Below are 22,427 nucleotides of genomic sequence, written 5' to 3'. Positions count from 1 at the left end.
TCACAAAAGAATTAAGGCAAAACTAAAAGGCATGAGTCCGGTACAATATCGAACTCATGCCCTAAAGGCTGCCTAATGAAACGACCTGTCTAACTTTATGGGGTCAGTTCAGTTTAATAGTTTCTGTTTTTTTATTTTGTCAATTAAATGTAACAAACGACGATTATGATTTGAATCAATTGAAAATAATTCAATAAATATTATTTAAATTGAGATGTTTCGTAGGAGGAAAAGGAATGTTAAATAAAATAATTTTAATTACTGGTGGTACAGGTTCGTGGGGGCATGAACTTATAAAACAACTATTAGAAAAATCACCGAAAGAAATTAGAGTTTTTTCAAGAAATGAAACGGTTCAGTTTGAAATGCAGCAACAGTTTATAAATGATGATAGGCTAAAATTTATTATTGGAGATATTCGTGATAAAGATCAACTAGTCTATGCATGCCAAGGTGTACATTATGTATTCCATCTTGCAGCTTTAAAACACGTTCCAGTATGTGAGTATTATCCTTATGAAGCTATAAAAACTAACATACATGGTACGCAAAATGTAATTGAAGCCTCTACACAGATGCAAGTTGAAAAAGTTATATATGTTTCAACGGATAAAGCAGCTGATCCATCAAATACGTATGGGATGACAAAAGCAATTGGTGAAAAATTAATGGTTCATGCGAATATACAAACGAAGAAAACAAAATTCATTTGTGTTCGTGGTGGAAATGTTTTAGGAACGAGTGGAAGTGTAGTACCGCTTTTTAAACAACAAATTAAAAGATCTTCAGAAGTAGGGATTACCGATGCGAATATGACTAGATTTTTCTTAACAGTTGAAGATGCTGTTGGATTGTTATTTAAAGCCGTATATCAAGGTAGAGGCGGGGAAATCTTTGTTATGAAAATGCCGGCATGTAAAATAACAGATTTAGCGGAAATATTAATTGAAGATTCAAAAAAAGAAAATATTAAGGTGAAAGAGGTAGGGATAAGACCGGGTGAAAAATTAAGTGAAATGCTTCTATCTGAGGTAGAGAGTAAAACAAGTATAAGTTTTAATCAAAATTATTTTGTGGTACTACCGACGATTCCTATCGAAGGACTTCAAGAATATTATTCTAGCTATCCGCTAGTGGATGTGAAGAGTTTTAGTTCTCAACAAGATTTACTTGCAAAACATGAGGTGAAACAAATGCTATTAAAAGGAGGGTTTTTGCGATGAAAAAAAATGCGAGCCTTTTAATAACTGGTGCAAATGGTTTCACAGGCCGCCATGCTTGCCACTATTTTTTAGAGCAGGGCTTTCATGTAATTCCTATGTTTCAAAATCGTGCACATAGAGAAAAAATTAGAAATGGTATTACGTGTAATTTAACTAATAAGAGCGAAGTAATGAAGGTAATGAAACAAATAAAGCCAGACTACGTATTGCATTTAGCAGGAAGGAATTCGGTTATAGAATCTTGGACAGCTGCTCTTGAGTATATAGAGATTAATGTAATAGGAACGTTATATTTATTAGAAGCAATTAAGCAAGAAGCCTCGCATTGTAGAACATTAGTTATAGGATCTGCTTTGCAAGCAGATAGTATGAACGAAATGAAAATTTCAAATCCATATAGTTTAAGTAAAACGATGCAAGTCATTATTGCAGAGGCTTGGGGAGGATTAATGGATTCAAATATTATCATTGCAAAGCCCTCAAACTTAATTGGTCCAGGGGTATCGAATGGTATTTGTTCGATTCTCGCAAAGAAAATAATAGATATAGAATCAGGTAGAAGTAAGGCTATTATCGAAGTAAACAGTTTGAAAGATAGTAGAGATTTTCTAGATGTACGTGATGCGGTCAAAGCGTATCATGTGTTATTACGAGATGGAATAAATGGAAAACAATATAATATCGGATCAGGAGTAAAACGATCTTTATTAGATGTACTAGAACAATATAAAGAATTAACACAGCTAAATTTTTTTATAGAGGAAACAGAGAAAAGTGGGAGCGACTCAAATGAGAGTTTAGCAACAGAGGAAATAAAAAATTTAGGTTGGATCCCAGAAATTGAATTTCATCAATCATTAAAAGATGTACTTGAGTATGCGAAGTGTAGTGACATCTGCATGCAATGAAAAACAAAAAAGGGTGTAAGAAATATATGAATGGTTATGAAGTAATAGATAATCAAAATACGCTATTTCTTTCAATTGTTGATACGCTGGACTGGAGAGATGAAGAAGCGCATGTATTGCTTATTTATGAGGCAATACATAAATATCAAGCGTATGTAGAAGAAAAAAGGGTTAATCGAATAAAGTCAGCATTAGAGACGGAAACTAGATATGTGATTCAAATCTTTGCTCAATACGAGTGTAGTGAGTATGGAAATGATTTTTATGAACTCATTAACGATCTTTTACAAGATATAGAGGTGGAGTTAAAGATTTATATAAAAAATAATAAGTTTATTTACATTTAAAAGGTAAAGAGAAAGCTAGATTTTTAATAATAAAGGTGGGTATAAGTTATGAGCAAAACGATTCTTTTTACTGGGGGCGGTACAGCCGGACACGTTATGATTAATATTGTATTAATTCCTAAATTTATAGAGAAAGGCTGGAGAGTCGAGTATATTGGATCCAAAAATGGAATTGAAAAATCATTAGTGCAAAATGTTAAATACAATAGTGTTTCAACGGGAAAGCTTAGGAGATATTGGGATTGGGATAATTTTAAAGATCCTTTTAAAATTATACGCGGTTGTTTACAAAGTTATAATTTAATTAAGAAAACAAAGCCTGACGTTATCTTTTCAGCAGGAGGATTTGTTTCAGTTCCTGTAGCTATAGGAGCATGGTTAAATCGTGTGCCTATAATTATACGTGAACCAGATAGCACATTAGGGCTTGCCAATAAAATAGCATTACCTTTTGCTACAAAGCTATGCACAACATTTCCTCAGACAGGAGAAAATGTAAGTAATGAGAAGAAGGTTTATGTAGGACCAATTGTAAGGGAAGAAATTGAGAAGGGTAACGTATTACGAGGAAGAAGATATTGTGAATTTCAGCAAGATAAACCAGTATTATTAATTATGGGTGGGAGTCAAGGTGCTAAGTGGATAAATGATATGGTAAGGGAATGTTTAGATACAATACTATTAAACTTTAATATTATTCATATATGTGGTAAAGGGAAGGTAGACCCATCTATTGGCATGGAGGGATATATGCAATTTGAATATATAGGCGACGAGTTGCCGCATATACTAAATATGGCAAGTGTTGTAGTTTCTAGAGCGGGTTCTACTGCTATTTCTGAATTGTTATTTTTGAAGAAACCGATGTTGCTTATCCCGTTAACTAACAGTTCCAGTAGGGGAGATCAAGTTTTAAATGCTGAATATTTTTCACGGCAAGGATATGCGGAAGTTATACTCCAAGACAGAGTAAGTACGAATACATTTATACATGCAGTAAATAAGTTGTATACAAATAAGGAGAAATATATTCAAAACATGAATGGATATAAGAAAACAAATGATGAGGGAATTCATCAAATAATAGATATAATAAATGAAGTGGTGAAGTAATAGAAATGTAAATAGAAAAACAAAAGGAAAGAAGGTATCTTCTTTCCTTTTTGCTATATTTGTTCTAATTAGTTATGTACTATCGGTGAATGCCGTTTTCTAATAGCTCAGTAAATGCATGAATATGAATAGGTTTACTGTAATAATAACCTTGAATAAACTGACATTTATTTTTTTGGAGGAAATTTACGTGCTCTTTCGTTTCTACACCTTCAGCAATGACAGACATTCCTAATGTATTTGCTAATGTGATGATCGTTTTAATAATTTCCATTCCATCATCACATGTTTCAGACATTGTAATAAATTCTCTCGGGATTTTTAACGTATCAATTGGATACAAAGGTAAGTAGGCTAGCGAAGAATAACCTGTACCAAAATCGTCGATAGAAATGTGAATCCCTAAACTTTTTAGTGTACGCAGTTTTATCAATGTTTCTCGCTCATCCATCATTGCAATTCGCTCTGTTAATTCAAGATCAAGAGAGCTTGCTGGTAAACCTGTATTTGTTAAAGTAGAAGAAATAGATTTTACAAAATCCTCTTGTTCAAATTCCTTAGCAGATAAATTTACACCTATTTTTAAATGTGAATATCCGAGTGCGTGCCAACGTTTCATTTGTTTACAAGCCTGCTCTAATGTCCATTTACCTATTGAAATAATTTGTAGTGTTTCTTCTGCAATCGGAATAAACTCGTATGGAGAAATAATACCTAATTCAGGATGATTCCACCTAATTAAAGCTTCTGCACCGATAATTTTATTAGATTCACTATCAACTTGAGGTTGATACAAAAGGAACAATTCTTCATTTTGTAGTGCGTTTGGTAAATCTTTTTCTAATCGCAATCGTCTTTCAATTTTTTTAGCGATTACATCGTCATAAATAGATACAGAGTTAAGTTCTTTTGCTTTTGCATCATACATTGCAACATTAGCGTTTTTCAGAAGTGTAGCGGTATCGATTCCGGAATGTGGATAAATAGCGATGCCGATACTTAGTGATAAAGTTAATTTATGCTCATGTATGATAAATGACTTTTTCATGCATTTAAATAATTGGTTACATAGTTGGAATAAGTAATCTTCGTCAGTATAGTTTTCAATTATGATTGTAAATTCATCGCCACCGATTCTTGAAAGATGAGTATGTGATGGAAGACATGATTGGAAGCGCTTTGCTACTTCTTCTAATATGTAGTCTCCTGATGAATGTCCAAGTGTATCGTTAATTGCTTTAAAGCGATCTAAATCTAAATATAATAATGCAAACTCGCTTTCTGTTATTTCAGCATTTTTTATAACTCTCTTTAATTTCTTATGGAAAAAGGCACGGTTACCAATTTTCGTTACAGTGTCATGGAATGCTAAATATTTTATTTCTTCTTGCTGTTTTTTTAGTGCAGTAATATCTTTCACCATAATATAGCTTCCTGAAATTTGTCCGTCTATTATAATAGGAATGATTGTAACGTATAAAAAATAAGTAAAGCCATCTTTATATTGAGAACTAAGTTGTAAGGATGCCGATTCTTGTTGTTTCACTTTCTCTAACGCCAATGCTAGCTTATGCTTATCTTCATCTAAAATAATCGAAAAACAAGTTTCACCGAGTAACTCATCTGTTGGTGCTCCAAGTAGTACACTCCCAGCCTTATTTACATTTAAGAATATTCCATTTAAATCAATGGTGAAAATAGGGTCAGGATGATATTCATATAATGATTTGAATTTTTGTTGTTTTTGAGAAAGAGCCTCTGATTTATGAACTAAATCAGAAGTCCGTAAAGTAACTTTTTCTTCTAGTTGGGCATTAAATGCCTGCAAACGTTTTGTTAAGGAATTGTTTTGCATACGTACGATAGAATGACGAATGAGTACGAAAATAAAAGTAATACAATTTCCTGTAATGAGAGTTGAAGATGATGTTTGTTCTTTTAATGTAAACCCGATTAGTATTGCAACAGCAAGATAGGGAAATACAACTAAAGCTTTTTTTCCTATTATAGGGTTTACAAGGAAATAATTTTTATGGCTATTATGATCTTCTGAAATAGAGCCAGCTATTGCAATAAGTAATATAGGTATTCTATATAAAAGACGTAATAATATTATCGTTTCAGTTGATAAGTGATTATTTAAGTAAAAATAAATATAGTTAAAAGTTGCAGAACTTATTAATACAAAAATAAAGATATAAATTTTCCGTTTGGAATTAAAAATTGTTGGACGGAAAAAGAGACTAACACCTAGCAGTAGAAATAATAAATCTGCAATTGGGTATAAAAATGAAAGGAAAACATCTCCTAGTGAAAGAGCGAATATATTTAAATTTGGTTGATTAAATAAATACCATTCTAATGTAAATATGGAAGTAAGCACTATGCATATATCACAAATAAAGAACGCTTTTTCCCATTTATTGCATTCCTTTAAGATTTTATAGCAGAAAGCGATAAGACAGAAAAATAGAAAAAACATGTAAAATACATCAGAAACCGTAAAACGATGTATTGGAATTTCGAAGAAGCTATCTTGATATGTATATACTATTTTCCCTAATAAAAAACTACCAATTGCTATTGTAATACATATCCAAAACGGATTTGAACTGACTTTTTTAGAATATATAGAGTAAATCAGTGATACAAATGTAATGGCTTCAACGACAAGTGAAGCGAAGCGTACATCTGAATTTGAAAAATGAGTAGGGAACAGATAGAAAAACATAAAATAGATTGAATAGCATATTAATGTTCCGATTAATATACATAATTGTAAATTTTTATTTAATTTCAATGAAATCACCTTCTTTAATTATGCACTATGTTCGTTATATCTATACATAATAATATTATTTAAGAATTGTATCAGATTTCCTTATAAAAATCATGTTTATAAGGAAAGTGTTAAAGAGTGTAAGTATTCTTAAGGTTGAAAAAATATTGCGGTTGATAGTATAGACGGTATCAAGACTTTAAATAGAAATTGTATATTTAGTCATCCTTTGAATTGTAAAGTTTTTTTAGTGATTTGTAAGTGGAGATGCAAAATTGCATATAAAATGATGAGTATCTTTTTTTGGTGAGCTTTTTATTTTTAATCTGAAGATTAATATTTGTGAAAATGTTGAGAAAAGATATAAAATAAGAACGTGTATTCTTACAGAGTGGAATAGTATTGCCACTAAATAGGGAGGCTTTTTTATGATATATCGAATTAAAGATGCAGAAATATACTATGAAATTGTGGGAGAGGGTAAACCGGTCATTATCATACATGGCTGCGCCCCTGACCATAGGTTAATGATGAAATGTATGGAATCAGTATTTCAGAAATATGAAGGTTATAAGCGAATATATATTGATTTACCTGGAATGGGAAAATCGAATGCTCCAAATTGGATAAATAGTTCAGATCGTATAGTAGAAGTGCTTATCACATTTATTGAGGAAATCATTTCTACTGAAAAATTTTTATTGGTAGGAGAATCATATGGAGGCTATTTAGCCAAAGGTATACTTGCAAAGATGTTTGAGAGAGTTAGCGGATTACTATTAGTATGTCCTGTTGTTGTAGCGGAGCCAGAAAAAAGGATTCTTCCAGATAAACAGGTAATTGTACAAGATGAGGAATTTTTAAATACGCTCACTTCCACAGAAAGAGAGGAGTTTTGTGAGTTAGCTGTAATAGCAAATGAATATACATATAAGCGATTTAAAGAAGAAATTAAGCCTGGGTTAGATGTTGCTAATTATGAATTTATTGAAAGGTTGCAAAAGAATTACTCTCTTACTATGGATTTTCAGCATGAAAAATATGAAAATCCCGTTCTTTTACTGACTGGAAGACAAGATATATCAGTAGGTTATCAAAATATTATAGAAATTATTGAAGAATATCCAAGGGCAACATTAGCAGTGTTAGATATGGCAGGGCATAATTTGCAAATTGAGCAGCCTGAATTATTTGAGAGTTTAGTAGGAGAATGGATTAGACGAACAAATCAGCACAGTTTATAAAGTATTTTAGTATTACCCCTAAGTGTTGAAATGGGATAAATGAACGTGATTTATTAACTTATCTCGCTATTTGCCGGGCAGCCCGATTAGTGAGGGCTGATTAAAGTTTCACTTTATAAAAAATTTTAAGGAGAAATTATGAGCACATATATTTATATGGTTAGACATGGTGAATCACCAAAACTAGAAGGAAATGAAAGAATGCGTGGATTAACTGAGAGGGGACATATGGATGCCCGTAGAGTAACTGACATATTAAAAGCGGAGAGGATTGATACTTTTATTTCCAGTCCTTATAATCGGGCTATGCTAACGATAGAGGAGTCAGCTAATTTCCATGAAAAAGAAATAGTAGTATATGAAAATCTTAAAGAGTGTATGTTTTCAAGTGAGGATCAGGTTATATCAGACAAAGAGGTGTATCCACTTGTACAGAAGATGTTCTCTAATCCGGACTTTGCACGAACGGAAGGAGAGTCATATGCAGATTGCCAGAGAAGAGTAGTGAAAGTATTAAAAGAAATCTTAATGGATTTTCGAGGATGCAAAATTGTAATTGGTACACATGGGCTTGTCATGACATTAATGATGAACTATTTTGATAAACAATATGGTTTTGAATTTTTAATGAATACGTCAAAACCGGATATATATAAGATGGAATTTAAAGAAGAACAATTAATGAATGTAGAGAGATTATGGAAAGCTGAATAAAATTAGTTGCATGGATTTTGTTGTAAAAGTTACTTTTATAGCAAAGTCTTTTTTTGAATAGAAAGCATCTTTATCAACTATTGTTAGAATGTTAAATAAATAAGTAATTATTCAGTCTTTGAATAAATTATGGAGAAATTGGTTTAGGGAAACAATTTTAAATGTGTCAAAATTCCAAACGTTGGATTTATATTCAATAGGAGAAAAAGATGTAGAATTTTGTCTTACAGTCCCCGTTTACTTTTCATTTCATTACATATAGGCTTTGTGGTGTAAGGGAGGACATTGCCTTTACGTAAAATCTATAAGGAGGTCATTGTAATGAAACAGATTAAAAAGTTTGCGGGAGTTGCTTTAGCGGGGACGATTGGATTAAGTGGATTACTGTTTTTAGAACCAAGTGTAAGCGTTGCGGAAGCACAGCAAGTGAAAGTAGAAAATTTCAATACAATTGATGTAACGATGAATCTAAATGAATTGTATGTATTAAGTGGCAGAAGCATTGATATTCTTTCTGGAGATAAAGAAGCAATTCAGTTAAATAAATACACAATTAGTTTTAATAAACCTGGGAAGTATGTGATTAAAGTAAATGGCTGTATTTATGATGATGTATATACTTTTATTGTAAATGAGTAGTATATATTCTTAAATTGCGAGATAAAAACAGAAACACCCTATTTGCGATGAGAGTCGTAAATAGGGTGAATTTATTTGTATTAAGCTGTACTTTAAATATGTTCACTAATTTTCTTTTTGTTATGTAAAAGTGTTAACAATGTAAATGAAATATACATCTTCACAGTCAAAAAAGTTAAAATATTTCGTTTTAAGGATTATAATGGAGGGAGGAACATAAAAGGGAGTGAATGAACTTGAAACAAGAACTTATTGAAAGATTTACGAGATATGTAAAAATTGATACGCAATCAAATGAAGAAAGTCATACAGTACCAACAACACCAGGACAAATTGAGTTTGGTAAGTTATTAGTGGAAGAGCTAAAAGAAATTGGTTTAACAGAAGTAACGATGGATGATAATGGCTATGTAATGGCAACACTTCCAGCTAATACGGACAAGGATGTTCCTGTAATCGGATTTTTAGCCCATTTAGATACGGCAACAGACTTTACAGGGAAAAACGTCAAACCACAAATTCATGAAAATTTTGATGGTAATGCAATTACGTTAAATGAAGAGCTAAATGTTGTGTTAACACCAGAGCAGTTTCCGGAATTACCATCATATAAAGGACATACCATTATTACAACTGATGGTACAACACTTCTAGGAGCAGATGATAAAGCTGGTCTTACAGAAATTATGGTTGCAATGAACCATTTAATACATAATCCGCAAATTAAGCACGGGAAAATAAGAGTAGCATTTACACCGGATGAAGAAATTGGTCGTGGGCCAGCGCATTTTGATGTAGAAGCGTTTGGTGCATCATTCGCTTATACGATGGATGGAGGTCCATTAGGTGGTTTAGAGTATGAAAGTTTTAATGCTGCAGGTGCTAAGTTAACGTTTAACGGAACGAATACACATCCTGGAACAGCAAAAAATAAAATGCGCAATGCTACTAAACTTGCTATTGAGTTTAATGGGTATTTACCAGTAGAAGATGCGCCAGAATATACAGAAGGCTATGAAGGATTCTATCATTTACTTTCTTTAAATGGTGATGTTGAGCAAAGTAAAGCATATTATATTATTCGAGACTTTGATCGTGAAAATTTTGAGGCACGTAAAAATAACGTTAAAAATATTGTGAAGACTATGCAAGAAAAATATGGCGAAGATGCAGTCGTTTTAGAAATGAATGATCAATACTATAACATGCTTGAAAAAATTGAACCGGTAAGAGAAATTGTTGATATTGCATATGAAGCAATGAAAAGTTTAGACATTGAACCAAATATTCATCCGATTCGCGGAGGCACAGATGGATCACAATTATCATATATGGGATTACCGACGCCGAATATTTTCACTGGTGGTGAAAACTATCACGGTAAATTTGAGTATGTTTCGGTAGATACTATGGAAAAAGCCGTTCAAGTTATTGTGGAAATTGCAAGACGTTTTGAGGAGCAAGCTTAAAAAAGAACCAAGTAGTACGAATGTGCTACTTGGTTCTTTTAATATAGTACTCGCCACAAATAAAAAGTCGCATAAGACTCCCAATTAGCCCAGTTTGCCGCGAAATCTTTTATTTCATTTTTTGTCGGTTTATTTTCGGAACCTGTTATAAATTTAATTGCATTATGCAGACCAACATCATCAATTGGAAAAGCCGAAGGAAATCTTAAACAACGCATTAAAACATAGTTGGCAGTCCATGGTCCTATACCATGGATAGCAGTTAATTGTTTCTCAGCAACCTTTACATCTTGTGTTTGCAGTAAATCCTCTTTTGATAATTTTCTCTCTGTAATAAGCTTCGCAATACCGATTAAATATTCACATTTTCTAGTCGTCATTTTTAATTGTTGAAGATTTTCTACATGTAGATTTGCAATTGTTTCAGGTGATGGGAATATCCAATGTTTTCTACCGTCCCATTCTACATAACTTCCAAATTGCTCAACTAATCTCCTTTTTAGTGTATAAGCATATGTTAGGTTAATTTGTTGACCGATAATTCCCCAGGAAAGTGCCTCAAATAAGTCTGGAATGCCTAAAGTACGAAGGCCATAATATTGTTCAATTGGTCCTTGAAGGAGTAAATCATGTTTAGCTAATGTATAAAATGGGGCTAAATCAGTAGTTAAATCAAACCATTCTTTTACATAGTTAACTACAGCTTCACGTATCGATTTTTCAGATGTATATGGTTCTTCTAAACAACGTATTTGAATATTCCCATCTGTATTCACACTAATTTCAACTAAAGGATTTACATCTTGAACAGGGATAACTTTATAAATTTTGTTATCTTCAATATGGAACATACATTCATTGTTAGAGCGTGATAGATAACGTAAATTTTCTTGGAAACAAAATTCTTTTGGAACTGCTATAGATAATGCGCTATTATATTCTGCTGTCATATGAATTCCACCTGCAACTTTTCTAATGTAAGCAATTTTTTCTTCATTTCTAATCCACCCCTAAATCCGGTTAGTTTCCCATTCTTCCCAATAACGCGGTGACAAGGAATGGTAATAAGAAGAGGGTTAGCAGCAATAGCAGAAGCAACGGCGCGCACAGCTTTAGGTTTTTGAATTCTTTCAGCAATTTCTGTATAAGAATATGTCTTTCCATAAGGAATTTCACGTACCGTATTCCAAACAGATAATTGAAAATTAGTTCCATAAGCATCGATAGGAAATGTAAAAGTTTCTCGCTTGTTTTCTAAATACTCGATAACTTCTTGCGTATATATTTGCAAGTAATCTGGACTATGGGTCAATATATGTTGGGGCAGTTTTTTTCTAGCCCATATATTTAATTCTTCAAAGTTTTCGTCTTGTGATCCAATGAAACATAGTCCATTTTCAGTTGCAGCAATATGAAATCGCCAATTTTTATGTGTAAGTAGCGTCCAATATATATAATTATTTTTGTAGGAATTCATTATCGTATCCCTCTTTCATTTCGTTCTTTTTTCGATATTCAGTAGGAGTAAATCCGGTTTTCTTTTTAAATAAAGTTGCGAAATACTCTGGGTTTTCTATCCCGACAGCAGTACTAATTTCTTTAATAGATTGATTTGTGTGTAAAAGGTATTCGGTTGCTTTAAGAACCCTGAATTGTTGTATATATTCTATAGGAGTTAACCCTATTATTCTTTTGAAAGTACGTTGTAAATGAAAAGGGCTACCGTGACACATTTCCGCAAGCATGTCGAGAGTTAAGGATTCGTCATAATGCTTTTCGATATAGTCTTTAATTTGTTCTACCCACTCTTCATTAGGTAAAGTGATCCCATTTGGCTTACAACGTTTGCACGGGCGAAAGTTCTCACTTAATGCTTGCTCTGCATGATGAAAAATTCGTACATTGTTTCTATTCGGTATTCTTGATTTGCATGATGGTCTGCAAAAGATTCCAGTTGATTTCACAGCATAAAAGAATTTGCTATCATAGGAAGAATCATTATGAATAATTGCTTGCCAATACTCATTTGTTAATGTAACTCCTTCATTGTGCATAGAACATCACCTCTGAAATTAGTATAACCTGAATAAAGTGCGTATGTATGTATTCATAAATGTAAGAGCAAGATTACAAAGGTGAAAATATGATTGTTTTCTATTTTGTGATAGCATGAAATTTGGAAATAAACATCAAGAGGAGGACTATAGATGAAGTTAATTTCATGGAATGTAAATGGTTTGCGAGCTGTTATCGCAAAAGGTGGATTTTTGGAATATCTTGAGGAATCAAGTGCTGACATATTTTGTCTACAAGAGATTAAATTACAAGAAGGGCAAATTGATTTAAATTTAGAGGGATATTATACATACTGGAATTATGCTGTGAAAAAAGGATATTCAGGAACTGCTATTTTTTCGAAAAAAGAACCGCTTTCAGTTACATATGGTTTAGGCATTGAAGAGCATGATCAAGAAGGGCGACTTATTACTTTAGAATTCGAAGATTTTTACATGATAACGTTATATACACCAAATTCAAAACGTGGATTAGAACGATTAGATTACAGAATGAAATGGGAAGATGATTTCAGGTCCTATATCAAACGATTAGATGAGAAGAAACCAGTTATTTTTTGTGGAGACTTAAATGTTGCTCATAAAGAAATCGATTTGAAAAATCCGAAAAGTAATCGTAAAAATCCTGGATTCTCTGATGAGGAACGAGAGAAATTTTCATGTATTTTAGAAGAAGGATTTATTGATACATATCGTTACCTTTATCCTAATCAAGAAGGTGCATACTCGTGGTGGTCGTATCGTATGGGCGCGAGAGCGAAAAATATCGGATGGCGTTTAGATTATTTTGTTGTTTCGGAAAGAATGAAAGACCAAATAACAGAAGCGAAAATTAATAGTGAAGTAATGGGGTCAGACCATTGTCCAGTTGAATTACATATAAATTTCTAAAAAAAGAAGTATCTCCCTAATATTAGGGAGATACTTCTTTTTTAATTCAGTTTGTTAAAATTTTTCAAATCATTCTTGAAATAATTTCATATTAAATATATACTTAGTAACGATAATCATTATCAGTGAAAATGATTATCAAGTGATGAAGGCGTAAAAGAATTATAGTCTAGGGGAAGTGAACGGGAATGAGTTCTGGATAAAATTATTAATCTAATGAAATATATATATGGGACAAAGTTCATATAGTTAAATTTTATTGAGAATATAGTTTGAAAATTCGAGAGGAGACATATAAAGATGAACAAGAAATTATTTACTTTAGGGATGGTTACAGTTTTAAGTGTAGGTTTAGCGGCATGTAATAGTGCGGATAAAACTTCAGGCGAGCAAAAACAACAGACAAAAGCTACGGAAACGAAAAAAGATGAAAAACGAAAAATCACATATTTAGGTAAAGAGTATACAGTGCCAGCAAAAGTAGATAAAATTGCGACAGCTAGTTTAGAGTCAATGGAAGATGCGGCAGTACTTGGAATTAAACCAGTTGGTGCCATTACTGTAGGTGGTAAATTACCAAAATATCTTGAAAAAGAGTTAGAAGGTGCTAAATCTGTTGGTGAGAAAATGCAACCCAATTTCGAAACATTACTACAATTAAAACCAGATGTTATTACATCGAGTACGAAATTCCCAGCAGAAACAGCTGAAAAGTTTACGAAAGTAGCTCCTACATTCCCGGTATCACACGTTTCAACAAATTGGGAAGATAACTTAAAGTTAATGGGAGAATTAACTGGTAAAAAAGATAAAGCAGAAAAAATTATTAAGGATTACAATTCGGACGCTGAAAAAGCAAAAGCAAAACTAGGAGATAAGTTAAAAGATAAAAAAGTACTTGTCATAAGACTAAGAGCAAACGAATTATTCCTATATCCAGAAGGAGTATACTTCAACCCTGTAATTTATAAAGATCTTGGACTAACTGCTCCAGAACAATTGAAAACTGTAAAAGCACAAGAGAAAATTTCATTTGAAAAACTTGCTGAACTTAACCCAGATTATATTTTCTTACAATATGAGGCAAGTGAAAATAAAAACCCGAAAGTGTTAGAAGAAATTGAAAGTAATCCAATTTGGCAAAGTATGAATGCTGCGAAGGAAAAGAAAGTATTTGTAAATGTTGTAGATCCAATGGCACAAGGTGGTACAGCTTGGAGTAAAACAGCATTCTTAAAAGAAGCCGTGAAAAATTTATCTAAATAATACAATAAGTAAGGTGCGTTGAATGATATGCAGAAAACAAATGCAGTACCAGTAACTATATTATGTATAGCACCCATACTCATCTTATTTACAATTATACTTTCGATTTTGTATGGGGCAAAAAGTATTGACGCTGAAACAGTGTGGAACGCATTATTTCATTTTGATTCAAGCGATGTAAATCATAATATTATTATTACTTCACGTTTACCAAGGGTAGTTGCAGCTCTTTTAGTCGGAGCATTTCTAGCCATATCAGGAGCACTTATGCAGGGGATGACAAGAAACTATCTTGCATCCCCTTCTATTATGGGTGTGACGGATGGCGCTGCCTTTGTTATTACACTTAGCATGATTTTTCTTCCAGGAATGTCATCAATTGGTATGGTTGTATGTTCAATGATTGGTTCTGCACTAGGAGCCGGTATCGTGTTTGGTTTTGGTTCGCTCCTTCAAAATGGCTTATCACCAGTTAGGTTAGCGATTATAGGAACAGTTATTGGAACATTTTTAAGTAGTGTATCGGCTGCAATGGCTTCGTATTTCCAAATTTCTCAAAATGTTAGTTTTTGGTTTAATGCAAAGTTAGATCAAGTAGATCTTAATATCATTAAAATCACGATACCGTTTGGGATAATTGGAATAATTTTAGCATTGTTAATATCAAAATCTATTACCATTCTTTCATTAGGCGAAGAGGTTTCTATTAATTTAGGGCAACGTACAAAACTAGTTAAAGCGATGGCAATTTTATCGGTAATTTTCTTAACAGGAACAGCAGTTGCTTTAGTGGGGAAAGTTGGTTTTGTAGGTTTAATTATTCCGCACATTACGCGCTTTATAATTGGGGTAGATTATAAGTGGATTTTGCCATGTGCAGGTGTTATTGGTGGCGTTTTCTTAGCGTTATGTGACGTTTTGAGTAGATTTGTAAACTATCCATTTGAAACACCTATTGGAGTCGTTACCTCTTTAATTGGAATTCCTTTCTTCCTTTATTTAATCCGTACTAGAGGAGGAGAGAGACATGCTTAAAAGTTCAAGTCAACGTTTCGGAATGACGATGGGGATTATTATATTTTTAATACTATGTGCTATTTATATTAGTTTAACAAATGGTACGTTCGACATTACGATTACAGATGTATTTAAAACACTGTTTAGAATTGATCCAGTACCAGAACATGATTTAGTTATTTTTGAGTTTCGCCTTCCGCGCATCGTAATTGCTGGATTAGTAGGATTAGGCCTTGGTGTTGCGGGTGCCGTTATTCAAGGGATTACGAGAAATGGGTTGGCGGACCCAGGTATTTTAGGCGTAAATGCCGGAGCAGGAACAGCGATTGTCATTTTTATGTTTTTCTTTCAAGGGCAATTAAAAAGCACAGACTGGGTTTCTATTATGATGATGCCAATGTTTGGTTTAGTAGGCGGATTAGGTGCAGCTATCATCATTTATCTGTTTTCTTGGAAAAACGGTAAATTAGATTCGCAGCGACTTTTATTAACAGGGATTGCAATTGGATCAGGATTTGGAGCCTTTTCTATGTACTTATCACTCAAAATGAAGTCAACTGATTTTGAAATGGCCGCAGTGTGGGTGTCTGGAAGCATATATAGTGCAAACTGGAAGTATATTGTGGCTATGTTACCATGGCTTATTATCTTAATTCCGCTTATACAAAAGAAAGCTTATTTATTAGATTTATTTCAATTGGAAGAAACGAGTATTACAAGTTTAGGTGTTTCAGTAGAAAGAGAGAAATCGATTTTACTATTAAGTAGTATCGGGCTTGTGAGCGCATGTGTTGCTGTTTCAGGGAGTATCGGTTTTATTGGCTTAATGGCACCGCATATAGCGAAAAGGCTTGTCGGTATTCAACATAAGTATATAATTCCTACGTGCGGCGTAATCGGAATGTTTCTTGTAATTGCTTCAGACTTTATTGCGAAAACAGTTTTTACACCTGTAGAGCTACCAGTTGGAATCGTTATTTCTATTGTCGGTGTACCGTATTTCTTATATTTACTTTATAAGGCGAAAGCGTAAGAGGAGGAATAAAAGTGAGTATTTTAAGTGCAAAAAATTTAGAAACAAGTTATGAAAAGCTTACAGTGTTTCGCGATTTAAATGTGGAAATACAAGAAGGAAAAGTAACGACAATTATAGGTCCAAACGGTTGCGGTAAATCGACATTGTTAAAAACAATGGGAAGAATTTTAAAACAAAAAAGCGGTAAAGTATATTTGCAAGGACAGGATTTACATACAATTCCAACGAAAGAAATTGCGAAGCAGTTAGCTTTACTCCCGCAAACTCCAATTGCACCAGGTGAGCTTAAAGTGGAAGAATTAATTTCTTATGGACGCTATCCACATCGAAATAACGTAAATAAGTTAACGACAAAAGATAAAGAAATGATTGATTGGGCATTAGATATAACGAAAACTTCTGAATTTCGAACGAGACAAATTGCAAATTTATCAGGTGGTCAAAGACAAAAGGTATGGCTAGCGATGGCATTAGCACAAGAGACAGAAGTGTTGCTATTAGATGAGCCAACTACATACCTTGATATGTCTCATCAATTAGATGTATTACAAATTGTGGAGAAGTTAAATAAAGAACATAATTGTACGGTTGTTATGGTATTACATGATATTAACCATGCATCAAGGTTTTCAGATGAAATTATTGCAATGAAGGAAGGAGAAATTGTTACAACTGGTAGCCCAGAAGAAATCATTACAAATGAAGTGTTAAAAGAAGTATTTCATATTGATGCGCGTGTCATGATTGATCCGCATAATGGGGCTCCTGTTTGTTTCGGTTATGATAGCGTTGTATCTCAAGAAGAAAAAATCGAAATATATGTAACAAGTTAAAAGGGGGGGATAGGGTGAATACTACAATTGAAAAACAGCAGATTATAACATCTAATACAGAGCAGTGGAAAATGTATTCAAAATTAGAAGGTAAGGAATATCAAATTCATATTTCAAAGCCGAGGCAACCAGCACCGGATTCAGGATATCCCGTTATTTACGTATTAGATGGCAATGCCTTTTTTCAAACATTTCATGAAGCAGTTAAAATACAATCAGTAAGAGCGGAAAAAACTGGTGTTTCACCAGCTGTTATAGTTGGAGTGGGTTATCCGATTGAAGGCGCATTTTCAGGGGAAGAAAGGTGCTATGATTTTACGCCTAGCGTAATTTCAAAAGATGCCCCTTTAAAACCAGACGGTAGACCGTGGCCTAAAACAGGAGGAGCACATAATTTCTTTACTTTTATTGAAGAAGAACTGAAACCACAAATTGAAAAGAATTTTGAGATTGATAAAAGTAAGCAGACGTTATTTGGACATTCTTTAGGTGGACTATTTGCTTTGCATATACTATTTACAAACTTAAACGCTTTTCAAAATTATTTTATTAGTAGTCCATCTATATGGTGGAATAATAAATCCGTTCTTGAAAAAGAAGAGAACCTTATACATGAATTAAACAATGCTAAGTTTGAAACAGGAGTGTTCCTTACAGTTGGATCACTTGAACGAGAGCATATGGTTGTAGGTGCAAATGAATTATCAGAGCGCCTTCTCCAAGTAAACCACGATAAACTTAAATTTAAGTTTTATGAAGCTGAAGGGGAGAATCATGCATCTGTTGTGCCGACGTCTTTAAGTAAAGGATTGAGGTTTATTAGTTACGTATAGGAAAAAAGGTTATGGATGAAACATTCCATAACCTTTTTTAATATGTAGAATTGTCCTTTTCGAAAGTTTTGTTTCAACTTTTCGTCTAAAGAGACAAAAAGTTGTCACAAATCGGTCACAATTAGCATAAACATAAAATAGACGAAATGAACTTATTTCCAAAAAGGCTTGGTTTATTCCGATCATGATTTGTAGAGCTGAAAAAGTATGGATGAAAAGTTCACTATATTCCCAAGGAGGTAGATCGTATGAAAACTATTCTTGCTATCGCTGGACTTATTTGGGTTCTATCACATGGCATTCCAATTTATGAAGGAGAACAAATTCGCAGTGCTCTAAATAAAAATTTTAATGAATATCATATCATTGATCGGCAAGATAATGTTGTGACAGTTCGAGTAAATGACTGTTTTCATACGGTAACCGTTGAAGGAACTTCAGTAGTGAATGATACAAAAGTATGTGATCAGCAATAATTATATATGGAAAGAAAAAATTCTCAGGTTAAATATCTGAAAATTTAAATTAAAACATTATAGACGAAGAATAAGCGGGGGCGGGTAATCCCCGCTTATTCTTGTTTCACTTTATTGAATTTTGATGAGAGATATAATGATTTTTTGACAAAAAGGAAAGGGTATACTGAAAATTGAGATTAAGAAGCTAATGCGTTGTTAAGAATAATCATAAAGTGTAAATATACTCTTATGGGGTATCATGCGTAGATATTTAATGCTATAATTGATATACTCATAAAAAACAATTGTTTTATTGGATGAAGAGAAACTTTAAGAAGGTGATAATATGGATCATAAAGAGCATGAAGCAGTAACACATAGATCAGAAAAAGAAAAAGAACAGATTATAAATAGATTAAAGAGAATTGAAGGACAGGTCCGCGGTATTCAAAACATGATTGAAAATGATCGTTATTGCGTAGATATTTTAGTGCAAATTTCAGCGATTAATGCAGCGATGAAAAAAGTAGGAATGGGCGTTCTCAAAAATCATACGAGTCATTGTGTTTCAGGAGCTATTAAAAATGGAAATGGTGACGAAGCAATTGAAGAATTAATGACAGTATTTGAACGTTTTTCAAAAGCGTAAAAACAAGCTAGTATTTAACTGGCTTGTTTTTTTGTTTACCCTCATATTGGATTTGGGTGTATTGTAGTGAAAAAGTGTGTGTAAAATAAACTTTTAGAAAATAATTGAAAAATCATGATACAAAACCATTGATTACCTTAGGGGGGTATGGTAAGATGTAATTGTGATTAACAAACAATGAATAAACAAGAGGAGGATTTTAAATGGAACAGTTAACATTACAGGTTGAAGGTATGTCTTGTGGACATTGTGTAAATGCTATCGAAAGCAGTGTGAAAGAGCTAAACGGTGTTGAACAAGTGAAGGTTCAATTAGCAGAAGGAACTGTTGAAGTTACTATCGACTCGTCTGCTGTAACATTAAAAGATATCGTTGCTGTAATCGAAGATCAAGGATACGATGTTCAATAATTATTTTTAGATATGGAAATAAATCGTACTTTAAATGAAGTACGATTTATTTTGCTAATCATTATACCTCATAAGGGTATATAGAGGTGAGAGACATGAATGAAAAAAAAGAGGCCAATCTTCAAATATTAGGAATGACATGTGCGGCATGTGCAAATAGAATTGAAAAAGGTCTAAAAAAAGTAGAAGGTGTTCATGAGGCAAATGTAAATTTTGCGCTTGAAAAAACAAAAATAATGTACGATCCAACTAAAACAAATCCGCAACAATTTAAAGAAAAAGTTGAATCATTAGGATATGGAATTGTAAGTGATAAAGCTGAATTTACTGTTTCAGGAATGACATGTGCAGCATGTGCAAATAGAGTTGAAAAGCGTTTAAATAAGTTAGATGGTGTGAACAAGGCGACAGTAAATTTTGCTTTAGAATCAGCCACAGTAGACTTTAACCCTGATGAAGTTAATGTAAATGAAATGAAGAGCGCGATTACGAAGCTAGGATATAAATTAGAAGTGAAACCAGATGATCAAGATGCATCAACTGATCATCGATTACAAGAAATTGAAAGACAAAAGAAGAAGTTTATTATTTCGTTTATTTTATCTTTCCCATTATTGTGGGCAATGGTTAGTCATTTCTCATTTACGTCATTTATTTATTTACCGGATATGTTAATGAACCCTTGGGTGCAACTAGCACTTGCAACTCCTGTTCAATTTATCATTGGTGGACAGTTTTATGTTGGGGCTTATAAAGCGTTACGCAATAAAAGTGCTAATATGGATGTTCTCGTGGCGCTTGGAACGTCGGCCGCGTACTTCTATAGTGTATATTTAAGTATTCAATCTATTGGTTCTTCGGAACATATGACAGATTTATATTTTGAAACGAGTGCGGTACTTATTACATTAATTATTTTAGGTAAATTATTTGAAGCGAAAGCAAAAGGGCGCTCATCAGAAACAATTAAAAAATTGATGGGTTTACAAGCGAAGACAGCTACAGTTGTGCGAGATGGAACAGAAATAAAAATTTTGATTGAAGAAGTAGTAGCTGGTGATATCGTCTATGTAAAGCCTGGTGAAAAAATACCAGTAGATGGTGAGATTGTAGAAGGAAAGTCAGCAATTGATGAATCGATGTTAACGGGTGAAAGTATTCCTGTTGATAAGTCAATTGGGGATGTAGTAATAGGTTCGACAATAAATAAAAATGGATTTTTAAAAGTGAAAGCAACTAAGGTAGGAAGAGATACTGCATTAGCTCAAATTATTAAAGTAGTAGAAGAGGCACAAGGTTCAAAAGCTCCTATTCAAAGGGTAGCAGATCAAATTTCAGGTATTTTCGTACCGGTTGTAGTTGTGATTGCGATTATCACCTTTGCAGTATGGATGATATTTGTTACACCTGGTGATTTTGGCGGAGCACTTGAGAAAATGATAGCAGTACTTGTTATTGCTTGTCCATGTGCATTAGGTCTTGCAACGCCTACATCTATTATGGCAGGATCAGGAAGATCGGCTGAGTATGGTATTTTATTTAAAGGTGGAGAGCATTTAGAAGCAACGCACCGATTAGATACGGTTATTCTAGATAAAACGGGTACAGTGACAAATGGGAAGCCGGTATTAACAGATGTAATTGTAGCAGATGGATTCAATGAAAATGAACTGCTTAGATTAGTAGGGGCAGCAGAAAGAAATTCTGAACATCCGCTTGCAGAAGCGATTGTAGAAGGAATTAAAGAAAAGAAAATTGATATCCCAAGTTCAGAAACGTTTGAAGCGATTCCGGGATTTGGTATCGAATCAGTTGTAGAAGGAAAACACTTATTAATTGGTACACGTCGATTAATGAAGAAATTCAATATTGATATTGAAGAAGTTTCTAAATCAATGGAAGCGCTAGAACGAGAAGGAAAAACAGCAATGCTTATTGCAATCGATAAAGAATATGCTGGTATAGTTGCCGTTGCAGATACTGTGAAAGATACTTCAAAAGCAGCTATCGCAAGACTGAAAAAAATGGGTCTAGACGTTGTGATGATTACAGGAGATAATACACAAACTGCTCAGGCAATTGCAAAGCAAGTTGGTATTGATCACGTAATTGCAGAAGTATTGCCAGAAGGAAAAGCAGAAGAAGTGAAAAAACTGCAAGCAAATGGTAAGAAAGTAGCGATGGTTGGAGACGGGATAAATGATGCTCCTGCTCTTGCTACAGCGAACATTGGTATGGCAATTGGAACGGGAACGGATGTAGCGATGGAAGCAGCGGATATAACGTTAATCCGCGGTGACTTAAATAGTATTGCTGATGCGATATTTATGAGTAAAATGACGATAAGAAATATTAAACAAAATTTATTCTGGGCATTAGCTTATAACGCGTTAGGAATTCCAATTGCGGCATTAGGTTTCTTAGCCCCTTGGGTTGCTGGGGCAGCGATGGCATTTAGTTCTGTATCCGTTGTATTAAATGCATTACGATTACAAAGAGTTAAATTAAAACCTTAAAAAGCTA

At 33.4% G+C, this 22,427-nt stretch carries 23 protein-coding genes; 19 read left to right on the top strand and 4 right to left on the bottom strand.

The window, feature by feature from the left end; all coding sequences use genetic code 11:
* The 5 genes from ACTFSL_RS29765 to ACTFSL_RS29745 all read left to right on the top strand — a co-directional run.
* Positions 1 to 76, top strand: a 76-nt coding sequence (locus ACTFSL_RS29765) for an IS3 family transposase (protein WP_242259570.1), incomplete at its 5' end; no start/stop codon positions are given.
* Between the two features lie 160 nt (positions 77 to 236).
* The gene (locus ACTFSL_RS29760; RefSeq protein WP_017672883.1) at positions 237 to 1,223 is read left to right on the top strand and encodes a UDP-N-acetylglucosamine 4,6-dehydratase family protein; all 987 of its coding nucleotides are present in this window, start codon (positions 237 to 239) and stop codon (positions 1,221 to 1,223) included.
* Positions 1,220 to 2,131 carry an NAD-dependent epimerase/dehydratase family protein gene (locus ACTFSL_RS29755; protein ID WP_000739077.1) on the top strand — a complete coding sequence of 304 codons (912 nt, stop codon included), beginning with the start codon at positions 1,220 to 1,222 and terminating at the stop codon, positions 2,129 to 2,131. Before ACTFSL_RS29760 ends, ACTFSL_RS29755 begins: the two co-directional genes overlap by 4 nt.
* A complete protein-coding gene (locus ACTFSL_RS29750; protein ID WP_002164458.1) occupies positions 2,128 to 2,478 on the top strand; it encodes a DUF6572 domain-containing protein in 351 nt (116 codons plus the stop codon). The genes ACTFSL_RS29755 and ACTFSL_RS29750 overlap by 4 nt, the downstream gene beginning before the upstream one ends.
* Before the next feature lie 48 nt (positions 2,479 to 2,526).
* Entirely contained in the window at positions 2,527 to 3,591 is a 1,065-nt protein-coding gene (locus ACTFSL_RS29745; protein WP_440042871.1) for an undecaprenyldiphospho-muramoylpentapeptide beta-N-acetylglucosaminyltransferase, read from the top strand.
* A 79-nt stretch (positions 3,592 to 3,670) separates the two neighbouring features.
* Here the strand turns inward: ACTFSL_RS29745 and ACTFSL_RS29740 are convergent, their stop codons facing one another.
* Positions 3,671 to 6,391: a sensor domain-containing protein gene (locus ACTFSL_RS29740; RefSeq protein WP_440042869.1), complete on the bottom strand. Its 2,721-nt coding sequence runs from the start codon at positions 6,389 to 6,391 to the stop codon at positions 3,671 to 3,673.
* A 407-nt stretch (positions 6,392 to 6,798) separates the two neighbouring features.
* Between ACTFSL_RS29740 and ACTFSL_RS29735 the strand changes: the two genes are divergently transcribed.
* The 4 genes from ACTFSL_RS29735 (at position 6,799) to pepT (ending at position 10,436) form a co-directional block, all read left to right on the top strand.
* On the top strand, positions 6,799 to 7,614 hold the full coding sequence (locus ACTFSL_RS29735; RefSeq protein ID WP_000640334.1) for an alpha/beta fold hydrolase: 816 nt from the start codon (positions 6,799 to 6,801) through the stop codon (positions 7,612 to 7,614).
* A gap of 138 nt (positions 7,615 to 7,752) precedes the next feature.
* Entirely contained in the window at positions 7,753 to 8,328 is a 576-nt protein-coding gene (locus tag ACTFSL_RS29730) for a histidine phosphatase family protein (RefSeq protein WP_000109179.1), read from the top strand.
* 321 nt (positions 8,329 to 8,649) lie between these two features.
* Positions 8,650 to 8,967, top strand: a complete 318-nt coding sequence (locus ACTFSL_RS29725) for a hypothetical protein (RefSeq protein WP_000809495.1) — start codon at positions 8,650 to 8,652, stop codon at positions 8,965 to 8,967.
* Between the two features lie 236 nt (positions 8,968 to 9,203).
* On the top strand, positions 9,204 to 10,436 hold the full coding sequence (gene pepT / locus ACTFSL_RS29720) for a peptidase T (protein WP_440042866.1): 1,233 nt from the start codon (positions 9,204 to 9,206) through the stop codon (positions 10,434 to 10,436).
* Positions 10,437 to 10,474: 38 nt separating this feature from the next.
* Here pepT and ACTFSL_RS29715 read toward each other — a convergent pair whose 3' ends face one another.
* Genes ACTFSL_RS29715 through ACTFSL_RS29705 form a run of 3 tightly spaced genes read right to left on the bottom strand, consistent with a single transcriptional unit; the run spans position 10,475 to position 12,490 of the window.
* Positions 10,475 to 11,386, bottom strand: coding sequence for a DNA glycosylase (locus ACTFSL_RS29715; RefSeq protein ID WP_000123504.1), 912 nt, complete (start codon positions 11,384 to 11,386; stop codon positions 10,475 to 10,477).
* On the bottom strand, positions 11,383 to 11,913 hold the full coding sequence (locus tag ACTFSL_RS29710) for a methylated-DNA--[protein]-cysteine S-methyltransferase (RefSeq protein ID WP_001089840.1): 531 nt from the start codon (positions 11,911 to 11,913) through the stop codon (positions 11,383 to 11,385). The genes ACTFSL_RS29715 and ACTFSL_RS29710 overlap by 4 nt, the downstream gene beginning before the upstream one ends.
* A complete protein-coding gene (locus ACTFSL_RS29705; protein ID WP_000551322.1) occupies positions 11,894 to 12,490 on the bottom strand; it encodes a bifunctional transcriptional activator/DNA repair enzyme AdaA in 597 nt (198 codons plus the stop codon). The genes ACTFSL_RS29710 and ACTFSL_RS29705 overlap by 20 nt, the downstream gene beginning before the upstream one ends.
* A gap of 153 nt (positions 12,491 to 12,643) precedes the next feature.
* On the opposite strand from ACTFSL_RS29705, the gene ACTFSL_RS29700 reads away from it, so the two are divergent.
* The 10 genes from ACTFSL_RS29700 to ACTFSL_RS29655 all read left to right on the top strand — a co-directional run bounded on the left by ACTFSL_RS29700 (position 12,644) and on the right by ACTFSL_RS29655 (position 22,420).
* The gene (locus tag ACTFSL_RS29700; RefSeq protein WP_000767621.1) at positions 12,644 to 13,402 is read left to right on the top strand and encodes an exodeoxyribonuclease III; all 759 of its coding nucleotides are present in this window, start codon (positions 12,644 to 12,646) and stop codon (positions 13,400 to 13,402) included.
* 300 nt (positions 13,403 to 13,702) lie between these two features.
* Positions 13,703 to 14,668: an iron-hydroxamate ABC transporter substrate-binding protein gene (locus ACTFSL_RS29695; protein WP_001035506.1), complete on the top strand. Its 966-nt coding sequence runs from the start codon at positions 13,703 to 13,705 to the stop codon at positions 14,666 to 14,668.
* A 27-nt stretch (positions 14,669 to 14,695) separates the two neighbouring features.
* Positions 14,696 to 15,703: a FecCD family ABC transporter permease gene (locus tag ACTFSL_RS29690; RefSeq protein ID WP_001173041.1), complete on the top strand. Its 1,008-nt coding sequence runs from the start codon at positions 14,696 to 14,698 to the stop codon at positions 15,701 to 15,703.
* Entirely contained in the window at positions 15,696 to 16,718 is a 1,023-nt protein-coding gene (locus tag ACTFSL_RS29685) for a FecCD family ABC transporter permease (RefSeq protein WP_000920450.1), read from the top strand. Before ACTFSL_RS29690 ends, ACTFSL_RS29685 begins: the two co-directional genes overlap by 8 nt.
* Before the next feature lie 14 nt (positions 16,719 to 16,732).
* On the top strand, positions 16,733 to 17,554 hold the full coding sequence (locus ACTFSL_RS29680) for an ABC transporter ATP-binding protein (protein ID WP_000025765.1): 822 nt from the start codon (positions 16,733 to 16,735) through the stop codon (positions 17,552 to 17,554).
* A gap of 14 nt (positions 17,555 to 17,568) precedes the next feature.
* A complete protein-coding gene (locus ACTFSL_RS29675; RefSeq protein WP_025687335.1) occupies positions 17,569 to 18,387 on the top strand; it encodes an alpha/beta hydrolase in 819 nt (272 codons plus the stop codon).
* 248 nt (positions 18,388 to 18,635) lie between these two features.
* Positions 18,636 to 18,863 carry a hypothetical protein gene (locus ACTFSL_RS29670; RefSeq protein ID WP_000849103.1) on the top strand — a complete coding sequence of 76 codons (228 nt, stop codon included), beginning with the start codon at positions 18,636 to 18,638 and terminating at the stop codon, positions 18,861 to 18,863.
* A 328-nt stretch (positions 18,864 to 19,191) separates the two neighbouring features.
* Positions 19,192 to 19,494 carry a metal-sensing transcriptional repressor gene (locus tag ACTFSL_RS29665; protein WP_000349637.1) on the top strand — a complete coding sequence of 101 codons (303 nt, stop codon included), beginning with the start codon at positions 19,192 to 19,194 and terminating at the stop codon, positions 19,492 to 19,494.
* A 203-nt stretch (positions 19,495 to 19,697) separates the two neighbouring features.
* Positions 19,698 to 19,904: a copper chaperone CopZ gene (copZ, locus tag ACTFSL_RS29660; RefSeq protein WP_000436973.1), complete on the top strand. Its 207-nt coding sequence runs from the start codon at positions 19,698 to 19,700 to the stop codon at positions 19,902 to 19,904.
* Between the two features lie 95 nt (positions 19,905 to 19,999).
* Positions 20,000 to 22,420 (top strand): heavy metal translocating P-type ATPase, encoded by a 2,421-nt coding sequence (locus tag ACTFSL_RS29655; protein WP_440042863.1) that lies wholly within the window; start codon positions 20,000 to 20,002, stop codon positions 22,418 to 22,420.
* The last annotated feature ends 7 nt before the right edge of the window (positions 22,421 to 22,427 follow it).

Origin of the sequence: Bacillus cereus group sp. MYBK108-1 (assembly GCF_051917185.1) — a bacterium.
GTDB lineage: Bacteria > Bacillota > Bacilli > Bacillales > Bacillaceae_G > Bacillus_A > Bacillus_A cereus.
This window is presented reverse-complemented; position numbering and strand designations above follow the sequence as displayed.